The sequence below is a fragment of the uncultured Streptococcus sp. genome (genome assembly GCF_963525625.1).
Classification (GTDB): Bacteria; Bacillota; Bacilli; order Lactobacillales; family Streptococcaceae; genus Streptococcus.
Genome location: NZ_CAURLD010000025.1, coordinates 1 through 21,122 on the forward strand (window position 1 = coordinate 1; position 21,122 = coordinate 21,122).

The 21,122-nt window shown below is 43.6% G+C and carries 19 protein-coding genes and 1 pseudogene; 18 read left to right on the forward strand and 2 right to left on the reverse strand.

Annotation, left to right across the window (positions count from 1 at the left end; translation table 11 throughout):
• Positions 1 to 398: 398 nt before the first annotated feature.
• A complete protein-coding gene (gene mnmE / locus RYK49_RS10380) occupies positions 399 to 1,772 on the reverse strand; it encodes a tRNA uridine-5-carboxymethylaminomethyl(34) synthesis GTPase MnmE (protein ID WP_314865654.1) in 1,374 nt (457 codons plus the stop codon).
• A 177-nt stretch (positions 1,773 to 1,949) separates the two neighbouring features.
• Here mnmE and rpiA point away from each other — a divergent pair, with 177 nt between their 5' ends.
• The 6 genes and pseudogenes from rpiA (at position 1,950) to RYK49_RS10410 (ending at position 7,243) form a co-directional block, all read left to right on the forward strand.
• Positions 1,950 to 2,627: a ribose-5-phosphate isomerase RpiA gene (rpiA, locus tag RYK49_RS10385; RefSeq protein ID WP_314831513.1), complete on the forward strand. Its 678-nt coding sequence runs from the start codon at positions 1,950 to 1,952 to the stop codon at positions 2,625 to 2,627.
• Between the two features lie 13 nt (positions 2,628 to 2,640).
• A complete protein-coding gene (locus tag RYK49_RS10390) occupies positions 2,641 to 3,852 on the forward strand; it encodes a phosphopentomutase (protein ID WP_314831514.1) in 1,212 nt (403 codons plus the stop codon).
• A gap of 29 nt (positions 3,853 to 3,881) precedes the next feature.
• The gene (locus tag RYK49_RS10395; protein WP_314831515.1) at positions 3,882 to 4,694 is read left to right on the forward strand and encodes a purine-nucleoside phosphorylase; all 813 of its coding nucleotides are present in this window, start codon (positions 3,882 to 3,884) and stop codon (positions 4,692 to 4,694) included.
• Positions 4,695 to 5,028: 334 nt separating this feature from the next.
• Complete coding sequence (gene deoD, locus RYK49_RS10400) at positions 5,029 to 5,742, forward strand: purine-nucleoside phosphorylase (protein WP_314831516.1); 714 nt, start codon at positions 5,029 to 5,031, stop codon at positions 5,740 to 5,742.
• Positions 5,739 to 6,500, forward strand: a complete 762-nt coding sequence (locus tag RYK49_RS10405) for a hypothetical protein (RefSeq protein WP_314831517.1) — start codon at positions 5,739 to 5,741, stop codon at positions 6,498 to 6,500. The genes deoD and RYK49_RS10405 overlap by 4 nt, the downstream gene beginning before the upstream one ends.
• A gap of 11 nt (positions 6,501 to 6,511) precedes the next feature.
• A pseudogene (locus RYK49_RS10410) lies at positions 6,512 to 7,243 on the forward strand (NAD-dependent protein deacylase).
• A gap of 50 nt (positions 7,244 to 7,293) precedes the next feature.
• On the opposite strand, the gene RYK49_RS10415 reads toward RYK49_RS10410, so the two are convergent.
• The gene (locus RYK49_RS10415; protein ID WP_002897493.1) at positions 7,294 to 8,202 is read right to left on the reverse strand and encodes a LysR family transcriptional regulator; all 909 of its coding nucleotides are present in this window, start codon (positions 8,200 to 8,202) and stop codon (positions 7,294 to 7,296) included.
• Between the two features lie 246 nt (positions 8,203 to 8,448).
• On the opposite strand from RYK49_RS10415, the gene RYK49_RS10420 reads away from it, so the two are divergent.
• The 12 genes from RYK49_RS10420 (at position 8,449) to nt5e (ending at position 21,083) form a co-directional block, all read left to right on the forward strand.
• Positions 8,449 to 9,294, forward strand: a complete 846-nt coding sequence (locus RYK49_RS10420) for a hypothetical protein (RefSeq protein ID WP_314831518.1) — start codon at positions 8,449 to 8,451, stop codon at positions 9,292 to 9,294.
• A 30-nt stretch (positions 9,295 to 9,324) separates the two neighbouring features.
• Positions 9,325 to 10,299: a hypothetical protein gene (locus RYK49_RS10425; protein ID WP_314831519.1), complete on the forward strand. Its 975-nt coding sequence runs from the start codon at positions 9,325 to 9,327 to the stop codon at positions 10,297 to 10,299.
• A 103-nt stretch (positions 10,300 to 10,402) separates the two neighbouring features.
• Complete coding sequence (locus RYK49_RS10430) at positions 10,403 to 11,314, forward strand: dihydroorotate dehydrogenase electron transfer subunit (RefSeq protein WP_314831520.1); 912 nt, start codon at positions 10,403 to 10,405, stop codon at positions 11,312 to 11,314.
• Between the two features lie 11 nt (positions 11,315 to 11,325).
• Positions 11,326 to 12,264, forward strand: coding sequence for a dihydroorotate dehydrogenase (locus tag RYK49_RS10435; protein ID WP_314865656.1), 939 nt, complete (start codon positions 11,326 to 11,328; stop codon positions 12,262 to 12,264).
• A 247-nt stretch (positions 12,265 to 12,511) separates the two neighbouring features.
• On the forward strand, positions 12,512 to 13,204 hold the full coding sequence (gene pyrF, locus RYK49_RS10440) for an orotidine-5'-phosphate decarboxylase (RefSeq protein ID WP_314831476.1): 693 nt from the start codon (positions 12,512 to 12,514) through the stop codon (positions 13,202 to 13,204).
• A 78-nt stretch (positions 13,205 to 13,282) separates the two neighbouring features.
• Positions 13,283 to 13,912 (forward strand): orotate phosphoribosyltransferase, encoded by a 630-nt coding sequence (gene pyrE, locus RYK49_RS10445; protein WP_314865658.1) that lies wholly within the window; start codon positions 13,283 to 13,285, stop codon positions 13,910 to 13,912.
• A 111-nt stretch (positions 13,913 to 14,023) separates the two neighbouring features.
• Complete coding sequence (locus tag RYK49_RS10450; protein WP_314831478.1) at positions 14,024 to 15,562, forward strand: glycosyltransferase family 39 protein; 1,539 nt, start codon at positions 14,024 to 14,026, stop codon at positions 15,560 to 15,562.
• Entirely contained in the window at positions 15,559 to 16,311 is a 753-nt protein-coding gene (locus RYK49_RS10455) for a DUF4336 domain-containing protein (protein ID WP_314831479.1), read from the forward strand. Before RYK49_RS10450 ends, RYK49_RS10455 begins: the two co-directional genes overlap by 4 nt.
• Positions 16,312 to 16,347: 36 nt before the next feature.
• Positions 16,348 to 17,001 (forward strand): uracil-DNA glycosylase, encoded by a 654-nt coding sequence (locus RYK49_RS10460; protein WP_314831480.1) that lies wholly within the window; start codon positions 16,348 to 16,350, stop codon positions 16,999 to 17,001.
• 8 nt (positions 17,002 to 17,009) lie between these two features.
• Positions 17,010 to 17,474 (forward strand): 8-oxo-dGTP diphosphatase, encoded by a 465-nt coding sequence (locus RYK49_RS10465; protein ID WP_002904550.1) that lies wholly within the window; start codon positions 17,010 to 17,012, stop codon positions 17,472 to 17,474.
• A 12-nt stretch (positions 17,475 to 17,486) separates the two neighbouring features.
• Positions 17,487 to 18,755: a dihydroorotase gene (locus RYK49_RS10470; protein WP_314865660.1), complete on the forward strand. Its 1,269-nt coding sequence runs from the start codon at positions 17,487 to 17,489 to the stop codon at positions 18,753 to 18,755.
• 171 nt (positions 18,756 to 18,926) lie between these two features.
• Positions 18,927 to 21,083 carry a cell surface ecto-5'-nucleotidase Nt5e gene (gene nt5e, locus RYK49_RS10475; protein ID WP_314831482.1) on the forward strand — a complete coding sequence of 719 codons (2,157 nt, stop codon included), beginning with the start codon at positions 18,927 to 18,929 and terminating at the stop codon, positions 21,081 to 21,083.
• Positions 21,084 to 21,122: the final 39 nt, after the last annotated feature.

Genomic DNA, 21,122 nt, shown 5'->3' on the forward strand with positions numbered 1-21,122 from the left:
TGATTTATAGCTGTGTTTTATCTAATGGTTACAACACAATAATCGAATTATATTTAATGCCTTTAATGTTTTAGAGCTGTGTTGTTTCGAATGGTTCCAAAACTGGTTCTAAAGTAAACCTAAATGGGATTTAGTTTTAGAGCTGGGTTGTTTCGAATGGTTCCAAAACTGAGTTACGGTCTTTTAAGAGACCGATAAGGTTTTAGAGCTGTGTTGTTTCGAATGGTTCCAAAACGATTAACAGAATTGATAATTTAATTCGACAGTTTTAGAGCTGTGTTGTTTCGAATGGTTCCAAAACTGCTGAGCTATGGGCACGGATCCGGAAGTAGTTTTAGAGCTGTGTTGTTTCGTTTTTTTGTTATAAAAAGGACTGAGTAAATCAGTCCTTTTGTTCTCTATTTCCCCAAGCAGAATTGGCTGAAGAGTTGGGTGATGAGTTCGTCTGGTGCGGCGTCACCAGTGATTTCGCCGAGGATTTCCCATGTCCGGGTCATATCGACTTGGAGAAGGTCAACCGGCATACCCATTTCCAAGCCTTGGTTGACGGCTTGCAGGCTTTCCAGAGCTTTTTCAATCAAGGAAATGTGACGGGCGTTGGACAGGTAGGTAGCATCTTGCTCGACGATACCAGCATTTTCAAAGAAGAGCTGATTGATGCGTTCTTCAATTTTATTGATATTTTGATTGTGGAGGACAGAAATCTTGATAGCATCTGGTGGTAGCTGGTCCAGCTCAATCTTTTCTTCAAGGTCGGTCTTGTTAAGCAGGACGATGCGATTGCTGTCTTGGCTGATTTCTAGCAACTGGCGGTCTTGGTCTGTCAGGGGCTCGCTGGAATTGAGAACCAAGAGAACCAAGTCAGCTTCCTGCAGGGCTTTTTTAGAGCGCTCAACTCCAATCTGCTCCACAAGGTCATCGGTTTCTCGAATTCCTGCGGTATCGATGAGCTTGAGCGGTACACCCTTGATATTGACATACTCCTCAATCACATCACGGGTCGTACCCTCGATGTCAGTCACAATAGCCTTGTCCTCGCGCAGGAGATTGTTGAGCAGGCTTGATTTGCCAACGTTAGGTCGGCCGATGATAGCAGTGGAAATGCCTTCGCGTAAAATTTTTCCTCGTCGTGCAGTATCGAGAAGATTGCTCAGCAGAGCCTCGAATTCAGCTGTTTTTTCTCGCATAAGCTGGGTCGTCATCTCTTCCACGTTGTCGTACTCGGGATAGTCAATATTGACCTCGACCTGAGCCAGTGTGTTGAGAATTTCCTGACGGGTATTGTTGATAAGGTTGGAGAGAGAGCCATCCAGCTGCTTGACAGCATTGTTCATGGCTTTATCGGTCTTGGCGCGGATGATGTCCATAACGGCCTCAGCCTGAGTCAAATCTACGCGCCCATTGAGAAAGGCCCGCTTGGTAAACTCACCAGGCTCAGCCATTCTAGCGCCCTCACGGATAGCCAGCTGCAAAATTTCATTAGTAACCGCAATTCCACCGTGAGTGTTAATCTCGATGATATCCTCGCGTGTGAAGGTCTTGGGAGAGCGCATAGCACCAAGCATAACCTCATCCAGAATTTCCTGATTTTGAGGGTCAACGATATGGCCGTAGTTGAGCGTGTGGCTTTCTACTTCGCTCAGATTTTTCCCTTTGAAGATTTTTTGGGCAATAGCAAAGCTGTCAGTCCCGCTTAGTCTGACAATGCCAATGGCCCCTTCGCCAAGAGGCGTAGAAATCGCAGCGATTGTATCAAATTCTCTGGTAATCATACTGTATTTTTCCTTGTGTTTTAAAATCAATTACCCTAATTGTAACGCAAAAATCAAGGAGGAGCAAGGCTTTCGATTATCAAGCCGAAGGAATGAAATTTAGGTATGGTAAAGAAAACACTTTCATAACAGGGAGAATCATGATATAATGAAAGTAGTGTGATTTGAGGAGGTGCTATGGAAAATCTAAAAAAACTGGCAGGTATCAAGGCTGCTGAATTTGTCCAAAACGGGATGATTGTCGGTCTCGGGACGGGTTCGACTGCCTACTATTTTGTCGAGGAGATTGGCCGGCGTGTCAAGGAGGAAGGCCTGCAGATTACAGCTGTGACTACTTCCAGTGTCACCAGCCTGCAAGCTGAAGGGCTGGGCATTCCGCTCAAGTCTATCGATGATGTAGACCAAGTGGACGTCACTATTGATGGTGCAGATGAGGTTGACGCAGCCTTTAACGGTATCAAGGGTGGTGGCGGCGCACTTCTCATGGAGAAAGTCGTAGCGGTACCTACCAAGCACTATATCTGGGTAGTCGATGAAAGCAAGATGGTTGAGAAGCTAGGTGCCTTCAAGCTACCAGTAGAAGTTGTTCAGTACGGTGCTGAGCAGCTCTTTCGTCGCTTTGAGCGTGCGGGCTATCACCCAGCCTTTCGTCAGAAGGACGGTCAGCGTTTTGTTACGGACATGCAGAATTTCATTATCGACTTAGATTTAGGTGTGATTGAAAATCCAGTTGAGTTTGCGCAAGAACTAGATCATGTAGTGGGCGTAGTGGAGCATGGACTGTTTAATCAAATGGTAGACAAGGTCATTGTTGCTGGAAAATCGGGTCTTCAAGTTTTAGAGGTCAATAAATAGAAAGAGGTATTTTATGCCAAAATTTAATCGTATTCACTTGGTAGTCATGGACTCAGTTGGTATCGGTGCTGCACCAGATGCCAATAATTTTGTCAATGCAGGGGTACCAGATGGTGCTTCAGATACTCTGGGACATATTTCCAAAACGGTAGGACTGAATGTGCCAAATATGGCTAAGATTGGTCTAGGAAATATCGAGCGTCCTGTTCCTTTGAAGACCGTTCCTCAAGAAGAAAATCCTAGCGGCTACTATACCAAGCTGGAAGAAGTATCGCTTGGGAAAGACACGATGACAGGACACTGGGAAATCATGGGTCTCAATATTACTGAGCCTTTTGATACTTTCTGGAATGGCTTCCCAGAAGAAATTCTGACTCAGATTGAAGAATTTTCTGGTCGCAAGGTCATTCGTGAGGCTAACAAGCCATACTCTGGTACAGCAGTTATTGATGACTTTGGCCCTCGTCAGATGGAAACAGGCGAGCTGATTATCTACACCTCTGCTGACCCAGTATTGCAAATCGCGGCACACGAAGAAGTGATTCCTTTGGAAGAGTTCTATCGTATCTGTGAATTCGCCCGCTCTATTACCTTGGAACGCCCTGCGCTTCTAGGACGTATTATCGCTCGTCCTTATGTAGGTGAGCCAGGTAACTTCACTCGTACAGCCAACCGTCACGACTATGCAGTTTCTCCTTTTGAGCCAACTGTGCTTGACAAGCTCAATGAAGCTGGAATTGATACTTATTCTGTTGGTAAGATTAATGATATCTTCAACGGCGCTGGAATCAATCATGACATGGGACATAATAAGTCTAACAATCATGGTGTAGATACTTTGGTCAAAGCTCTCAAAGACGAGAATTTCAAAGAAGGTTTCTCATTTACCAACCTAGTAGACTTTGATGCTCTTTATGGTCACCGCCGTGATCCACATGGCTACCGTGACTGCCTGGAAGAGTTTGATGCGCGCATCCCAGAAATCATTGAAAATATGCGTGAAGATGATCTGCTCATGATTACTGCTGACCATGGTAATGACCCAACCTATGCTGGAACCGACCACACTCGTGAGTACATTCCGCTTTTGATCTTCGGAAAATCGCTGAGCGGTCATGGTCATATTCCTGTCGGACGCTTTGCGGATATCTCAGCTACCGTTGCTGAAAACTTCGGAGTAGACAAGGCGATGATTGGTCAAAGCTTCTTGGACAAATTGGTATAAGCATTATAAGAGAGTGAGGAAAATGTTTTATGACAAGCTTATCAGAGAAAATCAAAGCAACAGCAGCCTTCTTGAAAGAAAAAGGTATGACAGAACCTGAATTTGGTCTGATTTTGGGATCTGGTTTGGGAGAATTGGCTGAAGAAATCGAAAATGCCGTAAGTCTTGACTATACGGATATTCCAAACTGGGGCCGCTCAACTGTTGTTGGTCACGCTGGTAAATTAGTTTATGGAGACTTGGCAGGACGGAAAGTTTTGGCACTGCAAGGCCGTTTCCACTTCTATGAAGGAAATCCTTTAGAAATCGTTACTTTCCCGGTGCGTGTGATGAAGGCTCTTGGTGCGACAGGTGTTATTGTTACTAATGCTGCCGGCGGTATCGGCTATGGTCCTGGTACGCTTATGGCGATCACTGACCATATCAATATGACTGGTCAAAATCCTTTGATTGGTGAAAACTTGGATGAATTTGGTCCGCGTTTCCCTGATATGTCTAAATCTTACACTCCAGAATACCGTGCCGTCGCTCATAAAGTTGCTGATAAGCTTGGTATCAAGCTGGATGAGGGTGTCTATATCGGTGTAACTGGACCGACTTATGAAACGCCAGCAGAAATCCGAGCTTATAAGACACTTGGAGCGGATGCAGTCGGCATGTCTACTGTTCCTGAAGTGATTATAGCAGCACATTCTGGTTTGAAAGTCCTTGGGATTTCATGCATTACAAACTTTGCTGCTGGTTTCCAAGAAGAGCTTAATCATGAGGAAGTGGTTGAAGTAACAGAACGTGTCAAGGGTGATTTCAAACGATTACTTAAAGAAACACTTGCTGAATTGTAAAAAATGTTGAAAGGCGGAGTGTCTGGGTTGGTAATTAAACCCGGAACAGCCTTTCTATCTAGCTGATAAAATCATTAAACTAAAGAAAGGTAGAGTGAGTTGTTCAGATTTGAAAACAATCGGAAAACTATCTTTCAAATAAATACAGAAAGGAAGGGCGTCTGAGTTTGAATTGAACTCAGGCTAGTCTTTCTAAGGAATATTAAAATTAAGAAAGAAAGGAATTGAACCCTCCCTAAAAGCGGTGGGAAAAAGATAGTTGGTCTTGCGAGCATCGCTCACTGAGACCATCTCCTATTTTCCCTTTGCTTTTGACGGGTTTGGTATCTTAACTATGTCTATTCATATTTCTGCTAAGCCAGGTGAAATTGCGGATAAAATCCTTCTTCCGGGGGATCCGCTTCGGGCGAAATTCATCGCTGAGAATTTTTTAGAAGATGCTGTTTGCTTCAATGAAGTCCGCAATATGTTCGGTTACACTGGTATTTACAAAGGCGAGCGTGTTTCTGTTATGGGAACGGGGATGGGTATGCCATCAATCTCTATCTACGCGCGTGAGTTGATTGTTGACTACGGTGTGAAAAAGCTGATCCGTGTCGGAACTGCTGGCTCGCTGAATGCTGATGTCCATGTCCGTGAATTGGTTTTGGCGCAGGCGGCTGCAACTAACTCCAATATCATCCGCAATGACTGGCCACAGTATGATTTCCCACAAATCGCTAGCTTTGATTTACTAGATAAGGCCTATCATATCTCCAAAGATCTCGGTATGACGACGCACGTTGGAAATGTCTTGTCGTCAGATGTCTTTTACTCAAACTATTTTGAAAAGAATATTGAGCTTGGTAAATGGGGAGTTAAAGCTGTTGAAATGGAAGCTGCGGCACTTTACTATCTGGCTGCTCAGCACCATGTAGATGCTCTCGCGATTATGACTATTTCTGACAGCTTGGTCAATCCAGAAGAAGATACGACTGCAGAAGAACGCCAAAATACCTTTACCGATATGATGAAGGTTGGTTTGGAAACCTTAATTGCAGAAGCATGAAAGTAGATGTCAAAGAAGCCATTCTCTTTGCTATCTCCCGCTATGACTATGCTTATGCCCATAAACTGGCTGAGCGAGCAGGAAGCAGTGTCCAGTCTGACTTGGTCCTTCTTCTTGAGGCTTTAGCGGAGCGAAGAGAGCTCAACATCCAATCTATGATGAATCTAAAGTTGAAAATCACTGGGTCTGACCTAGCTGATTTTCAGCTTTTTTGCCATGAAAATGAAGGGGATGAGCAGCTGGTCAATTACCTTTATGATCTGGAAGCCAAACTGAGAAATGAGCAGCTGATTGACTTTATCCGAGCTGTCAGTCCGGCTATTTATCGAATTTTTATGCAACTGATTCGAAAGCAAATACCAGATATTGAGAGCTATATTCATAACTCTCGAGGGGCTAGTTACGACCGTTGGAAGTTTGAAAAGATGCGACATTCTGATAACCCTGTCCTGCAAAATTTCCATGCAGAAAGCACGGTCAATTCTTCTAGTTTGACGGAGCTTATTTTGCAGTTGAATTTGTCTGAATCTGTCAAAGAATCAGCACAGCAGCTAAGAGAGTTAGAAAAGTCAGTCCGCAATCCGTTGGCTCATCTTATCAAGCCTTTCGATGAGGAAGAATTGCACAGGACGACAGGTTTCTCATCTCAGCACTTTATGGCGCTTCTGGTTGATTTGGCGCAGGAGACAGGCATTGTTTACCAGAGGGAACCTTTTTACTTCGACCGAGCAAATAAGCTCATAGAAAGTCTCTTATAAGGAGTAGCAGGATGGATAAAATTGCAAGGCTGCAAGAATTGATAGACCAAAGTCAGAATATCGTCTTTTTTGGTGGGGCGGGTGTTTCGACGGAGTCCAATATTCCGGACTTCCGCAGTTCAGATGGGATATACAGCGTCAAGTTGGGCCGGCATTTTACAGCGGAGCAACTGGTTTCTCACACTATGTTTAAGCGCTATCCACAGGAGTTTTTCGACTTCTACAAGAAGTACCTGCTCTATCCGGATGCTAAGCCCAATGCAGCACATGTTTACTTGGCAGACTTGGAGAAGGCAGGCAAGCTCAAGGCTGTGGTGACTCAAAATATCGATAGCTTGCATGAAATGGCCGGTTCGAAAAAGGTTCTCAAACTTCATGGGAGTGCGGATAGAAATTACTGTTTGAATTGTCAACGGTTCTATGATTTAGACGACTTTCTGGCTCTGCACAGTATCATTCCTCGCTGCCTTGACTGAGGCGGTATTATAAAGCCAGATGTGACCCTCTATGAAGAACCGCTAGATATGGAAGTTTTCCAGCAGGCAGCTCAAGCTATCCATCAAGCAGACCTGCTGATAATCGGCGGCACTTCCTTAGTCGTCTATCCCGCAGCCAGCCTCATCCAGTACTTTTCAGGTAAGCATCTGGTCGTCATCAACAAGACCAGTATCTCTCAAAACAGCCAGGCAGATCTAGTCATTGAGGGTAAGATAGGGGAAGTGTTGGGGAAATTAAAACAATAGAAAAACACCTGAGAATAGCAGTAAAAGCTTTTTCGGGTGTTTTTTGCAGTTTATTTATCAAACTTCACTTCTTCAATCAGATACTCAATGAAGCGTTCTCCCATTTTGGAAAGGCTGGCTTTTTCATGCTGGATGTAGACCAATTCAATCGGATCATCAATGTCCAGTGGGATTGACACGATATTATCTCCGTTGAGATTGCTGTTGAGAATACCGGTTGCGATCGTATAGCCATCCAAACCAATCAAAAGATTAAAGAGGGTCGCACGGTCGCTGACCACGATGGATTTTTTATGGTGTTCCTGAGAGAGAATTTCCTCAGAAAAGTAGAAGGAGTTGTGAGTCCCTTGGTCGTAGCTGAGGTAGGGGAAGTTTTCTAAATCAGATAATTGAACCAGCTTTTTCTTGGCAAGCGGATTGGACTTGCTGACAAAGATATGGGGCTGCGCTGTGAATAGATGAGTAGCAATCAGGTGATTGTCATCCAGCATCTTGGATAGGACATCACGGTTGTAGCTATTGAGAAAGAGGACGCCGATTTCGCTGCGGAAGTTTTTTACGTCATCAATAATTTCCCAAGTCCGAGTTTCCCGCAGGAAGAGCTCGTATTTCTCCATATCGCTTTTTTTAAGCAGGGAGACAAAAGCGTTGACTACAAAGGCATAGTGCTGGGCAGACACACTGAAAAGTTCACGGTGGGCGACTGGGTTTTTGTATCGCTCCTCTAGAAGCTGAGTCTGCTCAACCACCTGTCGGGCATAGGAAAGAAACTCCATGCCGTCCTTGGTCAAGGTAATTCCTTTGGGATTGCGAATGAAAATCTCGATGCCCATTTCATTTTCCAAATCTCGCACAGCATTGGACAAGCTAGGCTGAGTAATGAAAAGCTGCTTAGCAGCTTCGTTCATACTGCCAGTCTCGACAATTTTGATAATATAGTGTAACTGTTGAATTCTCATAGGACTATTTTATCACAAACTGGGGATTTTTTCCCAATAAATCAATGAAAGCTAGCATGTTTTTATAATTGGATTTATTAAAATGGACAGATGGTAAAAGAAATTCTATTGGATATAGTGACATTTTTAAAGTTTATTCTTATCGGAATTATAGAGAGATTTTATCAAGTCTTTTATAATGAAACAGGTTTTGCAATTTCAAGTTATTCGTGATATGATGATTTTTAGACTGTAAAAGGAGTAGTTATGAAGAGAAAAGAGGATTCTTTTGAAGATATTGCTTTTGAGTTAGAGAAGGAGACTTCTAAGTCTAAGTTCTTACCATTCGTTCTATTAGCCATTATTGGCTTTTCTATCGTTGGAGCAGTATTTTTAATGCTTTCCATACCGGAAAAAGCTAAATCTAAGCAACCAGTGAGCCAGTCAAGTCAGATTATTTCACCATCAAAAGAATTAGAGGATAAAGAGACTGAAGTAAAAAAATTCGCTAAAAGCCTTATCGTTTCTCCAGAAAAAAGCGGTCCCTTTCTTTGGACGGTTGACAAGGCAGTTTCTCTAAACATGGACAAAGATAAAGGCGGAGCCGTCTTGGAAGATGTTTTAAAAGAATTTGGAAAACCTGTTGAAGCTGGTTCATGGATTGACTTTTCATCAAATAATGAAATTCAAAAGCATATTCGTCTTTTTTGGAAAGAGAAGAATGGTGCTCTTGGCTATGTTTCTTTAACATTTGCTGAATTCGATGGTGTTTATAAGCTCATTTCCAAGTACCATTCTAACCTTGCAAGTGATGAAATTAAGGTGGATCAAAATCCTAATAGAGACTTTTTATGGACGCAAGAATATATTGATAGTCTTGTTATTGGTGCTAGAGAAGGTACTGACAAAGGTACGGCTTATAATGAGATCGTTTCAAATGTTGGCTTACCTCTATATCAGACGATTTTGGGAGAGGATAAACAACTTCAAATGCGGGTTACTTATAACAATCCAAGGGGATGGAGATCTCCAGATGAATTGAAAACTGTTAATTTAGAATTTTATAAGCAAGAAGATGGAACATGGCGTTTGGTTTCTAAACAAAGCCAGTAAACTAAAATAAAAAAGACAGAGGAGATAATCTTGAGAAGGAGTAGCAAGAAAAAACATGATGCCAATTCATTTAGAGATATCAAAAGAGAACTTTATAAACAACAAAAGATAAAAAGAGAAGAACTTAGCATGATGGCCATACAGGAGGAGAAAAAAAGGATTAATTCGGCCTTTATTCTTCTTTGTTTGACCTTGTCATTTGCTTTGTTCTTTGGCTTCTATTATTTTTCTCAAAAGGTTCCTAGAGCCAACCTTAAGTACAAATATAATAAGACGGTTTCGTCAGTTAGTAGAGAAAGCTCTATTACTCAGCAATATGATGACGAGCCAGAAATAAATCAAGATCAAAAGGAACTGAAAAAGAAAATTGTTGAGGAAGATGAAAAAAAGTTTGTTTTTAATTGGACATTAGACAATTTTGTAGAACTCAAAATAGCAAAAGTTGGGGGGTGGAAAAATAATTCGACTTTGGAAGAGGTTATTACGAAATATGGTAAGGGTTCAAATGTAAGTTTTACCGAAAATGGATTGACACTAACTTATAAGACAAGAATTGTAGATGTTCCTAGATATGGTTCATCAGGACATCCTCAGGAAATCAGTTTGGGTTTTTATGACCCCGATTCCAATGGAAAAAAGTACTATTTAATAACCAAAACGGCAGTTTACTTGGATGACATTCATAACCTACCAGCTACCAAAAATGAGTTTGTTTTTAAGTGGAAGCCAGAAGATATGGATACATTGACAGTAGGTGATAGTCAATATGGAAAAGGTGGAATGACATATCAGGAGATTGTTGATCGATTTGGACTGCCTTCAGATATTAATTTTTCTGGAAGCGATACAGATTATAGCCCGTTATCTTTACAGGTGAATTATTTTAATATTCATCGTCCACCTGCTGAACAAAAATTGGATAGGGTGTCTTTGATTTTCAAGAGGCAGGAGGATGGCAGCTTTTGTCTAGCAGATGCAAGAAGTGAATTTGACAAGAGCTGGTAATGGTTCGATTCATTAGTGACATGAAAATTCTGATATTTTTATGCCTTGACATTCCTCATCTCTAACGATATAATGTTTACAATTTAACCTTTAATCTAGTCCAGTGAGGCTGCAAGGTAGGAAAAACGATATAAGAGGCAATTGTTTGCCTTGTTTTTTGCGAAACCTTGCTGCGGCGAGGTTTTTTCTTGTAGAAAGTGAGGTTGTCATGGTTAGTGACAGTTGTAAAAAGAGATTTGGAAAGATTATGCTGGAGCAGATGGAGCTGCTGGAGCAAGTAGAAATTGCACCTAATATTTTTTCCATGATTCTAAAGGGGCAAATGGTTGCTCAGATGCAGGCTGGGCAGTTTTTACATATTCGGGTACCAGATGACAGCAAGCTTTTGCGCCGGCCTATCTCAATCGCAGAGATTGACCGAGACAATCTGACTTGTCGCATCATTTATCGGATAGAAGGTGGCGGGACGGCTATTTTTTCTCAACTTTCAGTTGGAACTTTTCTTGATGTTATGGGGCCTCAGGGCAATGGCTTTGATTTGAGTCCTGTAAGGGCAGGTGACCACGCTTTGATTATCGGTGGTGGGATTGGTGTCCCTCCTTTGCTTGAGGTTGCTAAAGAATTGCATGCCAAGGGAGCTCAAGTAACTGCTGTTCTGGGATTTTCTGATAAATCCGCTGTCATTTTGGAAGCAGAAATGAAAAAATACGTTGATGTTATTGTCACGACGGATAACGGTTCCTATGGTCGCAAGGGTTATGTATCAGCAGTTGTAGATGAGTTTTCCCAAGACTATGTGGCTGTCTATTCCTGTGGAGCGCCAGCTATGCTCCAGTATGTGGATCGTAAGTTTCAGGACCATCCACGTGCTTATCTTTCCATGGAATCTCGTATGGCTTGTGGCATGGGCGCTTGCTATGCCTGCGTCGTTCATGTTGCAGGTCAGGACGAGTCGGTCAATAAGCGCGTTTGTGAAGACGGTCCGGTCTTTGAGACGGGGACGATTATTGTCTAAGAGGGGAAAGAATGAGTGACAAACGTTTAAGAGTTTCCTTGCCAGGTTTGGACCTGAAAAATCCAATTATTCCAGCGTCTGGCTGTTTTGGTTTCGGTCAAGAATATGCCAAGTACTATGACTTGGACTTGCTAGGCTCCATCATGATAAAGGCTACGACTTTGGAACCCCGCTTTGGCAATCCCACTCCGCGGGTTGCAGAAACGCCAGCTGGGATGCTTAATGCCATTGGCCTACAAAATCCAGGTGTTGAGGTTGTTCTAGCTGAAAAACTGCCCTGGCTGGAAAAGCATTATCCCAACCTGCCAATCATCGCCAATGTAGCGGGCTTTTCCAATCAAGAATATGCCACAGTGGCTGGGAAAATTTCTCAAGCTCCTAATGTCAAGGCTATTGAGCTCAATATCTCCTGCCCTAATGTGGATCATGGAAATGCTGGACTTTTGATTGGTCAAGTTCCGGAGTTGGCTTACGAAGCAACCAAGGCAGCAGTAGAGACTTCTGCTGTGCCAGTCTATGTCAAATTGACTCCGAGTGTGGCAGACATCACTCAGGTAGCCAAAGCTGTTGAAGACGCTGGTGCTGCTGGTTTTACCATGATTAACACCTTAGTGGGCATGCGATTTGACTTGAAGTCGCGCAAGCCAATTATCGCTAATGGCACTGGAGGTATGTCAGGTCCAGCTGTCTTTCCGGTAGCTCTCAAGCTGATCCGTCAAGTGGCGCAGGCAAGCAAACTTCCTATCATTGGTATGGGGGGAGTTGATTCGGCGGAAGCTGCTCTGGAGATGTTTATAGCAGGTGCTTCAGCTGTTGGAGTGGGCACTGCCAATTTTACGGATCCATATGCCTGCCCGACCATCATCGAGAACCTGCCTAAAGCTATGGATAAATACGGCATCGAAAGTCTTGAAAGTTTACGAAAAGAAGTTCGAGAGAATTTGCTTTAAAGTTACATTTTTACTTGACAATACTGCTGTGAAATTATAGAATGAATTAAATATAACCTTTAAAGAAGTCCAGAGAGGCTACTAAGGTACATACGTTTGAATGGCAGATACTGCCACATTTTCGTGTAACCTTGCTCTCGGGCAAGGTTTTTTCTATGTCTCTGAGCCTAATGTGAAGGTGGTTTTGAGATATAAATGTCTAATGGACCTCTTTGAAGATAATAATTTAAAAGGAGATTTTCCCCTCATGCGTGAAGAACGGCCTATTATCGCTCTCGACTTTCCATCTTTTGATGATGTCAAAGATTTCTTGGAGCATTTTCCGGAAGATGAAAAACTCTATGTCAAAATCGGTATGGAATTCTTCTATGCCATTGGTCCAGAAATCGTTCATTATCTGAAAGGTCTTGGACACAGCATTTTCTTGGATTTGAAACTGCACGACATTCCCAATACGGTGCGCTCAGCCATGTCTGTCCTAGGTACCTTTGGTATTGACATGGTGACGGTCCATGCAGCGGGTGGTGTGGAGATGATGAGCGAAGCCAAGAAGGTTTTGGGAGATAAGGCTAAGTTGGTTGCTGTGACCCAGCTGACCTCGACCAGTGAGGAAGATATGCGGGATTGCCAAAATATCCAGACTACGCTTCAGGAGTCAGTTGTCAATTACGCTCGGAAGGCCAAAGAAGCTGGTTTGGATGGCGTAGTTTGCTCAGCTCAAGAAGTTGAACTGATTAAGGCGGCTACTGCAAATGACTTTCTCTGTGTGACGCCGGGTATTCGGCCAGCTGGATCAGAAATCGGTGACCAAAAACGGGTCATGACTCCGCAGGAAGCCCATCAAATCGGCAGTGATTATATTGTAGTCGGCCGTCCGATTATCCAAGCTGAAAATCCTTGGGATGCTTATCATGAGATCAAGAAGCAGTGGAATAGCTAGACAATAACAAGAAATTCGAATTAAATCGTTTATTGAATTAACAGCATCAAAAACATTCAAATTTATAAGGAGCAACAAATGACTTTAGCAAAAGAGATTGCGCGTGATTTATTGAAAATCAAAGCTGTGTATTTGAAGCCGGAAGAGCCTTTTACATGGGCGTCGGGCATCAAGTCACCTATATATACGGACAATCGTGTGACCTTGGCTTATCCAGAGACTCGGACCTTGATTGAAGATGGTTTCGTTGAAAAGATTCGGGCGGAATTTCCTGATGTAGAAGTCATTGCTGGAACTGCGACAGCAGGCATTCCTCATGGAGCCATTATCGCAGATAAGATGAACCTGCCATTTGCCTATATTCGCAGCAAACCAAAAGATCACGGAGCGGGCAATCAAATCGAAGGTCGCGTAGCGCCTGGGCAGAAGATGGTTGTCATTGAGGACTTAATCTCGACTGGTGGTTCTGTCTTGGATGCTATCGCTGCCGCCAAACGTGAAGGTGCAGATGTGATTGGCGCAGCGGCCATCTTTACCTATGAGCTGCCAAAGGCAGAAAAGAACTTCAGTGAAGCGGGTGTCAAATTGGTGACCCTTTCTAACTACACTGAGCTAATCACTCTGGCCGAAGCAGAGGGTTATGTCAGTCCAGAGGGCTTGGCCTTGCTTGAGAAATTTAAGCATGACCAAGAGAATTGGCAGTCTTAGACCGAATACAAATAAAATGATCTGACTCTTATTCAGGTCATTTTTCAGTAAAACGTCCTTGTATTGCCTTTTAAAATGGCTTAAAGTCTCGGTGTTTGGTATAATAGAGCTATGTCTAAGATTTATCATCTATCCTTTTCGATATTACAGAAAGTTATGCTGGTTACGGCTGTTCACTGGTTTCTGATTGCCATCTGGCATGTTGCAGAGCTGAATAGTATAGCTATAATTGCCTTTGCTGGCTTGGCTTATCTGGCCTATCGCTATCGGAATTTGCTAGAAAAAGCTTATCATTGGCTGATGCAGCATAAACTTCTTATTATGCTAGCCGCCTTTATTTTTCAGCTGATTATGCTCTTTTCAGCAGAGCTTTTGATTAGGCGGGATGCAGCAGTTGTCTTTACAGGGGCTTTCAAAACTCTGAAAGAAAGTTCCATTTCCAGCTATTTGACCCGCAACCCTAACAATATCTCACTGTTTCTTTACGAGCGCTTTTTCTTTAATGTATTTGGGGAATCCGGTCTATGGGTCATGCAGGCCTTGAATATTGTTTATACTAACGTAACGGCCTTGATTCTCTATAAGGGTTGCCAAAAGTATTTTTCCCAAAAGACTGCGGATGCTATATTTAGTCTTTATGTGCTCTTACTGGGCTTCTCTCCTTATTTCTTTTCAATGTATACCGATATTCCGCCTCTTCCTTTCATCAGTCTGCAAATTTTTCTAGTTCTGGGGTTGCTGAAGGGAGAGGAAACTAGTAGACAGCTGGTTTGGCGCAATATTTTGCTAGGGCTAATGACTAGTCTGGCTTTCTTCTTTAGACCAACAGTAATGATTTTGCTGATAGCTGTCTTCGGAGTTCTCTTTTTTAAAAAGAAATGGAACAAGTTCTTTCTGACACTAGTCGTTTTTGCTTGCAGTTTTGCGATTAGCTATGCCCCGCTGCATTACTGGTCCAAGCACCAGACGGAAGTGCCGATTATGGAGGGAGAGGGATTGGCAAAGGGTCCCCTGCTCTTTATCAATCTAGGTCTGACCTTCAATGGCCACAATCAGGAAGATATGAAAGAAGGGCTCTTGCAATATATCGAGCCCGATAAGCAATATGACTATAACAATGGCATGTTTGCCAAGGAATATGTTATCAAGGAAATCAAGCGGCGCTTAAGTGAATATAATCCTTTGACTTTCGCTCATCATCTCTTCCACAAGCAGTCTCTGACTGTAGCCGAAGGAGATTTGGGCTGGCTCTACCGCAGTGTCGAAAATGAAAAGACGCCTTATATATCGCCTTTTTACCAAGATACGAAGAATAATCCTTTTACTCAGTTTGTCCGTGACTTCTTCTTGAATACTGACAAGTCAGAATTTGTCTATTTCTCGCTGTCCAAGCAGGTGGTTTGGATTGTCATGGCAGCAGGACTTGTCTTTGCCCTTTGGAAATATCGTTTCAGTGATGAGCTGAATTTTCTAACCTTAGCTGTTTTTGGCGGCCTGCTCTTTTTGCAGATTTTCGAGGGAGGAAAGACGAGATACCTGATTCAGTTTTTGCCACAGATTCTGATTCTGTCCGCTGTGGGCTTATCTCAGTCCCCACAAGCCCTAGGGAAGTTTCGTTTTTGGACTAGAAAGAAGGAGTCTTTAGAATGAAAAGACCTGTTCCTATCTATGAACCGCTTTATATCTTGAAGCCCATTGCAGACAATATCTGGATTGTTGATGGTGATTTAATTGAGATGGATGCGGTGGTTACAAAGTTGCCCTTTTCTACCCGCATGACTGTCATTAAGTTAGCAAATGGCCAGCTCTGGTGCCATTCACCAATTCAGCCAAATCAAGCCTTGTTTGATCAGTTAGACGCTTTGGGATCAGTCGCACACCTCGTTTCACCTAATAAGATTCACTATGCCTATATAGCTGACTGGAAGAAGCATTATCCTAAGCCAATTGCTTGGTCTAGCCCAGGAGTTGAGGAGAGAGCAGCCAAGCAGAAAATCCCAGTCTCCTTTGATGAAAAGCTGACGGATGAGTCTCCTGAAGCTTGGGCAGGTCAGATAGATCAGTTGGTTTTCAAGGGAAGTACTTATATTGAGGAAGTTGTCTTTTTTCATAAGGACAGTCAAACTTTGATTTTGACAGATTTGATCGAGAATTTTGAAACAGAGCGTTTTCCGAGTTCGCTTCGCAGCAAGGTTTATAAATTAGTTCGTGTTGCAGCTCCGGACGGCCAGACGCCTATTGACTACCGTATGACCTTTATCGGTCATCAAAAAGAAGCCAAAGAATGTCTAGAGCAGATGTTGGCTTGGCAACCGGAAAAAATTATTCTAGCTCACGGTTCTTGTTTTCTGGAAAATGGCACAGCAGAACTCAAAAGAGCGCTTAGGTGGATAAGATAAGAGAATTTTTATCGTAGAAAATGAGAGGAGACATATATGCAGCATTCAGCTTGGCACGCTTTGATTAAGGAGCAGCTGCCGGAAGGTTATTTTGCAAAGATCAATCATTTTTTAGACGAAGTGTATGCTTCAGGGACCATTTATCCACCTCGGGAAAAGGTGTTTAATGCGATTCAGACGACAGATTTAGCGGATGTTAAGGTGGTTATTTTGGGGCAGGATCCCTACCACGGACCGAGACAGGCACAGGGCTTAAGTTTTTCGGTACCTGATGACATTCCAGCTCCGCCTTCTTTGCAGAATATTCTCAAAGAATTGGCTGATGATATCGGAGTGAAAGAGTCGCATGATTTGACTTCCTGGGCTCAGCAGGGTGTTCTCTTGCTCAATGCTGGTCTGACAGTGCCTGCTGGCCAGGCTAATGCGCATGCCGGCTTAATCTGGGAGCCTTTTACAGATGCTATTATCAAGGTAGTTAATGAGAAGAGCGATCCAGTTGTCTTTATCCTATGGGGTTCTTACGCCCGTAAGAAAAAAGTCTTGATTAGTAATTCCCAACATTTGATTATCGAGTCAGCTCACCCAAGTCCGCTGTCAGCTTACCGTGGTTTCTTTGGCAGCAAACCTTTTTCACGTACCAATGATTTCTTAGTGGCTAAGGGCTTGGAACCTATTGATTGGTTAGCTTAGGAGGTAGTATGGTTCAGTTAGCAACGATTTGTTATATCGATAATGGCCGGGAGTTTCTCATGCTGCACCGCAACAAAAAGCCCAATGATGTTCATGCTGGGAAGTGGATTGGTGTCGGTGGCAAGCTAGAGCGAGGAGAAACCCCGCAGGAATGCGCTGCACGCGAGATTCTAGAGGAAACAGGACTAAAGGCTAAACCTGTTCTCAAAGGCGTTATTACTTTTCCAGAGTTTACTCCCGACTTGGACTGGTACACCTATGTTTTTAAGGTGACTGAGTTCGAGGGTGAACTGATTGACTGTAACGAAGGGACTTTGGAATGGGTGCCCTACGACCAGGTTTTATCTAAACCAACTTGGGAAGGCGATCATACCTTTGTTGAGTGGCTTCTAGAAGACAAGCCTTTCTTTTCAGCAAAGTTTGTTTATGACGGGGATAAACTGCTGGATACGCAGGTGGACTTTTACGAATAAGGAGATAAGACGATGCTATTAATCAAAAACGGACGAGTTATGGATCCTAAGACTGGTTTTGACCAAATTTCCGACCTCTTGGTTGAGGGGAAGAAAATCGTCAAAATCGGTCAAGATTTGCAGGCGGAAGATGCAAAAGTTATTGATGCCAATGGTTTGGTGGTGGCTCCTGGTTTGGTGGATATACATGTTCATTTTCGGGAGCCTGGCCAGACTCATAAGGAAGACATTCATACGGGGGCTTTGGCAGCAGCAGCAGGTGGTTTCACGACTGTTGTTATGATGGCCAATACCAATCCTACCATTTCAACGGTTGAAACCCTGAAAGAAGTACTGGAGTCGGCTAGTCGCGAAAATATCCATATCAAGTCGGTTGCAACAATTACAGAGAATTTTGATGGACAGCATCTGACAGATTTTCAAGGTCTCTTGGCAGCTGGTGCAGTAGGTTTTTCTGATGACGGTATTCCACTGACCAACGCTGGCATTGTCCGCCAGGCGCTCGTAGAAGCACGTAAAAATGACACCTTTATCAGCTTGCACGAGGAAGATCCCAATCTCAACGGCATACTCGGTTTTAACGAGCATATTGCCAAAGAGCATTTTCATATCTGCGGCGCGACAGGTGTGGCAGAGTACAGCATGGTTGCTCGCGATGTCATGATTGCTTATGATGCAAAGGCTCATGTGCATATCCAGCATTTGTCCAAGGCTGAGAGTGTAAAGGTTGTGGAATTCGCTCAGAAGCTAGGCGCTCAAGTCACTGCTGAAGCAGCACCTCAGCACTTCTCTAAGACAGAAGCTTTGCTATTGACCAAGGGTAGTAATGCTAAGATGAATCCGCCTCTGCGCTTAGAATCGGACCGTCTGGCGGTTATTGAGGGGCTCAAATCTGGTGTCATTTCTGTCATTGCGACGGACCATGCTCCACATCATGCTGATGAGAAAAATGTGGCCGATATCACTCAGGCGCCTTCTGGCATGACTGGTCTTGAGACTTCGCTTTCTCTGGGACTGACCTACCTAGTTGAGGCTGGTCATCTAAGCTTGATGGAACTTTTAGAGAAAATGACTCTTAATCCGGCTCAGTTGTATGGTTTCGATGCTGGCTTCATTGCTCAGGATGGACCTGCTGATTTGACAATATTTGACCCAGAAGCAGATAGACTTGTGACTGACCATTTTGCCTCTAAGGCAGCCAATTCACCTTTCGTTGGCGAAAAGCTTAAAGGCCAAGTGAAGTTTACTATCTGTGATGGGGAAGTTGTCTTTGAAGGATAGTACTAATAATACTCTGATGAATTTCAGGGTCTTATTTTAAAATTTCAAAAAGAAAATTTTCTAGAAAATTTCTGAAATAACGAATGTTTGTTGAAATAGTATTGATTTGGTTCCTTTTTAAGCAAAAAAGATGTATAATATAACAAAATACTAAAGAGGAGTGTTCGTTATATGAAGAAGAAATTTTTCATCTTACCTGTTCTATCAACAGTGCTTTTGGCACCTGCTTTTTTGGCTCATCAAGTCTCTGCAGAAGAGGCACAGGCTAGTCCAGAGCCGGCAACGACTGAGTTGACCAATCAGCCAGCTGCTGAGACAGCTTCTGAAGCGCAACCAACTGCTCCAGCAGCTTCAGCAGAAGAAAAGCCAGCAGATAGTCAGAATACAGCTGCTCCGGCTGGTCCAGCTGCGACAGAAGCCGCTGCAGCACCAGCCCAGTCTGAAAATCTGCCAGAGGCTACGATTCTCCATACTAACGATGTGCATGGTCGCATCGTAGAGGAAAAAGGCGTTATCGGCGATGCTAAGCTGGCTACTGTTATCAAGGAAGAGCGCGCTAAAAATCCTAAAGTGCTTGTTGTGGATGCGGGGGATGCTTTCCAGGGTCTGCCAATTTCCAATAGTTCAAAAGGGGAGGAACGTGCGAAAATCCTCAATGAAATTGGCTACGATGCTATGGCAGTCGGTAACCATGAGTTTGACTTTGGTCTGGATGAGGCGAAAAAATACAAGGAAATTCTTAAATTCCCACTCCTCAGCTCCAATACTTATGCCAACAATGCTCGAGTTTTCCAAGCATCTACCATTGTAGACAAGGATCCAGCGGTTGAGGGGGATGAGTTTGTGGTAATCGGTGTGACAACACCTGAAACTGCTACAAAAACTCACCCTAAAAACATCCAAGGTGTGACCTTCACTGATCCAATCACAGAGGTTAATCGGGTTATTGACGAAATTGAAGCACGCGCAGCGGCAGAAGGAAAGAACTACAAAAACTACGTTGTTCTAGCTCACTTGGGTGTTGACACGACAACTCCGACTGAGTGGCGCGGTTCAACCTTGGCTGAAGCTCTTTCTAAAAATCCTAAGCTCAAAGGCAAGCGCGTAACCGTTATTGACGGCCACTCCCACACAGTAGAGTCTACGACTTATGGCGATAATGTCACCTACAACCAGACCGGTAGCTACCTACACAATATCGGTAAAGTGACTTTCAAGGCCAATCAGCTTCTGGGAAATCCTCAGCAAATTCCTGCTGAAACAGCTAAAAAAGTCGCTCCAGACCCAGTTGTAGCAGACATGGTCAGCAAGATTAAAGCCAGGTACGACGCTGATAATGCCAAGGTTATCGTGGCAAACAGCCCTGTAGAGCTTAATGGCGACCGTGAAAATGTCCGCGTTCGCGAAACCAATCTGGGCAATGTCGTAGCCGATGCTCTCTACGATTATGGTCAAACTGGCTTTGCCAATAAAACAGACCTGGCTGTTACTAATGGCGGCGGTCTGCGCGAAACTATTGCCAAAGACAAGCCAATCACCAAGGGAAATGTTATCGCCGTATTGCCATTTGGGAACACCATTTCACAAATCAAGGTAACTGGTCAAAATATCGCAGATATGTTTGCCAAATCTCTGGGCTCTATTCTTCAGGAAAAAGATGGCAAGCCTGTGCTGGATGAGAACGGACAACCCTTGCTAGAACCAAGCGGTGGTTACTTGCAAATCTCTGGAGCTAAAGTCTACTACGACACGACTTTGCCGGCTAATCAGCGTGTCCTCCACATCGAGATTAAGAACAAAGAAACGGGTGTTTATGAGCCTCTTGATCCAAATAAGACCTACTATCTGACGACCAATGACTTCTTGGCTGCTGGTGGTGACGGCTATACCATGCTGGGTGGCCCTCGCGAGGAAGGACCATCTATGGATGTGGCTTTCGCAGACTATCTTGCAAAAGCTGATTTGACAGCCTATGCAGTTATCAATCCAAACTCACGTGCTATCTCTATTTCATCCACTAAGGATACAGATGGTGATGGCTACACAGATATTGAAGAAATCAAGCAAGGAACAGATCCAGCTAATGCAGCTTCCTACCCAGCTGGTGCCAAAGCAGCTGATCCTGGAAAACAGGCAGCTCCACTGGCTAACACGCCAATTCAAACCAAGCAAGTACCTGTCCATGTTGCCAAGACCTTTACTAAGGATCCTGCAGCTAAAGGACTGCCACAGACAGGCAGCGAATCAGCCGTTGCCCTGAGCTTAGTTGGTATGGTTTTAGGATTCTTGGGATTGGCAGGAATTAAGAAAAGTCATAAAGAAGACTAGTTAGAAGACACAATAAAACGGAAGTTGTTCACTTCCGTT

Coding starts and splice junctions, on each gene's coding strand:
- RYK49_RS10405 (WP_314831517.1), top strand. CDS start 5,739: ATGAAAGTAGATGTCAAAGAAGCCATTCTCTTTGCTATCTCCCGCTAT.
- deoD (WP_314831516.1), top strand. CDS start 5,029: ATGTCTATTCATATTTCTGCTAAGCCAGGTGAAATTGCGGATAAAATC.
- RYK49_RS10435 (WP_314865656.1), top strand. CDS start 11,326: ATGAGTGACAAACGTTTAAGAGTTTCCTTGCCAGGTTTGGACCTGAAA.
- rpiA (WP_314831513.1), top strand. CDS start 1,950: ATGGAAAATCTAAAAAAACTGGCAGGTATCAAGGCTGCTGAATTTGTC.
- RYK49_RS10390 (WP_314831514.1), top strand. CDS start 2,641: ATGCCAAAATTTAATCGTATTCACTTGGTAGTCATGGACTCAGTTGGT.
- nt5e (WP_314831482.1), top strand. CDS start 18,927: ATGAAGAAGAAATTTTTCATCTTACCTGTTCTATCAACAGTGCTTTTG.
- RYK49_RS10395 (WP_314831515.1), top strand. CDS start 3,882: ATGACAAGCTTATCAGAGAAAATCAAAGCAACAGCAGCCTTCTTGAAA.
- pyrF (WP_314831476.1), top strand. CDS start 12,512: ATGCGTGAAGAACGGCCTATTATCGCTCTCGACTTTCCATCTTTTGAT.
- RYK49_RS10470 (WP_314865660.1), top strand. CDS start 17,487: ATGCTATTAATCAAAAACGGACGAGTTATGGATCCTAAGACTGGTTTT.
- RYK49_RS10420 (WP_314831518.1), top strand. CDS start 8,449: ATGAAGAGAAAAGAGGATTCTTTTGAAGATATTGCTTTTGAGTTAGAG.
- RYK49_RS10415 (WP_002897493.1), bottom strand. CDS start 8,202: ATGAGAATTCAACAGTTACACTATATTATCAAAATTGTCGAGACTGGC.
- RYK49_RS10460 (WP_314831480.1), top strand. CDS start 16,348: ATGCAGCATTCAGCTTGGCACGCTTTGATTAAGGAGCAGCTGCCGGAA.
- RYK49_RS10450 (WP_314831478.1), top strand. CDS start 14,024: ATGTCTAAGATTTATCATCTATCCTTTTCGATATTACAGAAAGTTATG.
- pyrE (WP_314865658.1), top strand. CDS start 13,283: ATGACTTTAGCAAAAGAGATTGCGCGTGATTTATTGAAAATCAAAGCT.
- RYK49_RS10455 (WP_314831479.1), top strand. CDS start 15,559: ATGAAAAGACCTGTTCCTATCTATGAACCGCTTTATATCTTGAAGCCC.
- RYK49_RS10465 (WP_002904550.1), top strand. CDS start 17,010: ATGGTTCAGTTAGCAACGATTTGTTATATCGATAATGGCCGGGAGTTT.
- mnmE (WP_314865654.1), bottom strand. CDS start 1,772: ATGATTACCAGAGAATTTGATACAATCGCTGCGATTTCTACGCCTCTT.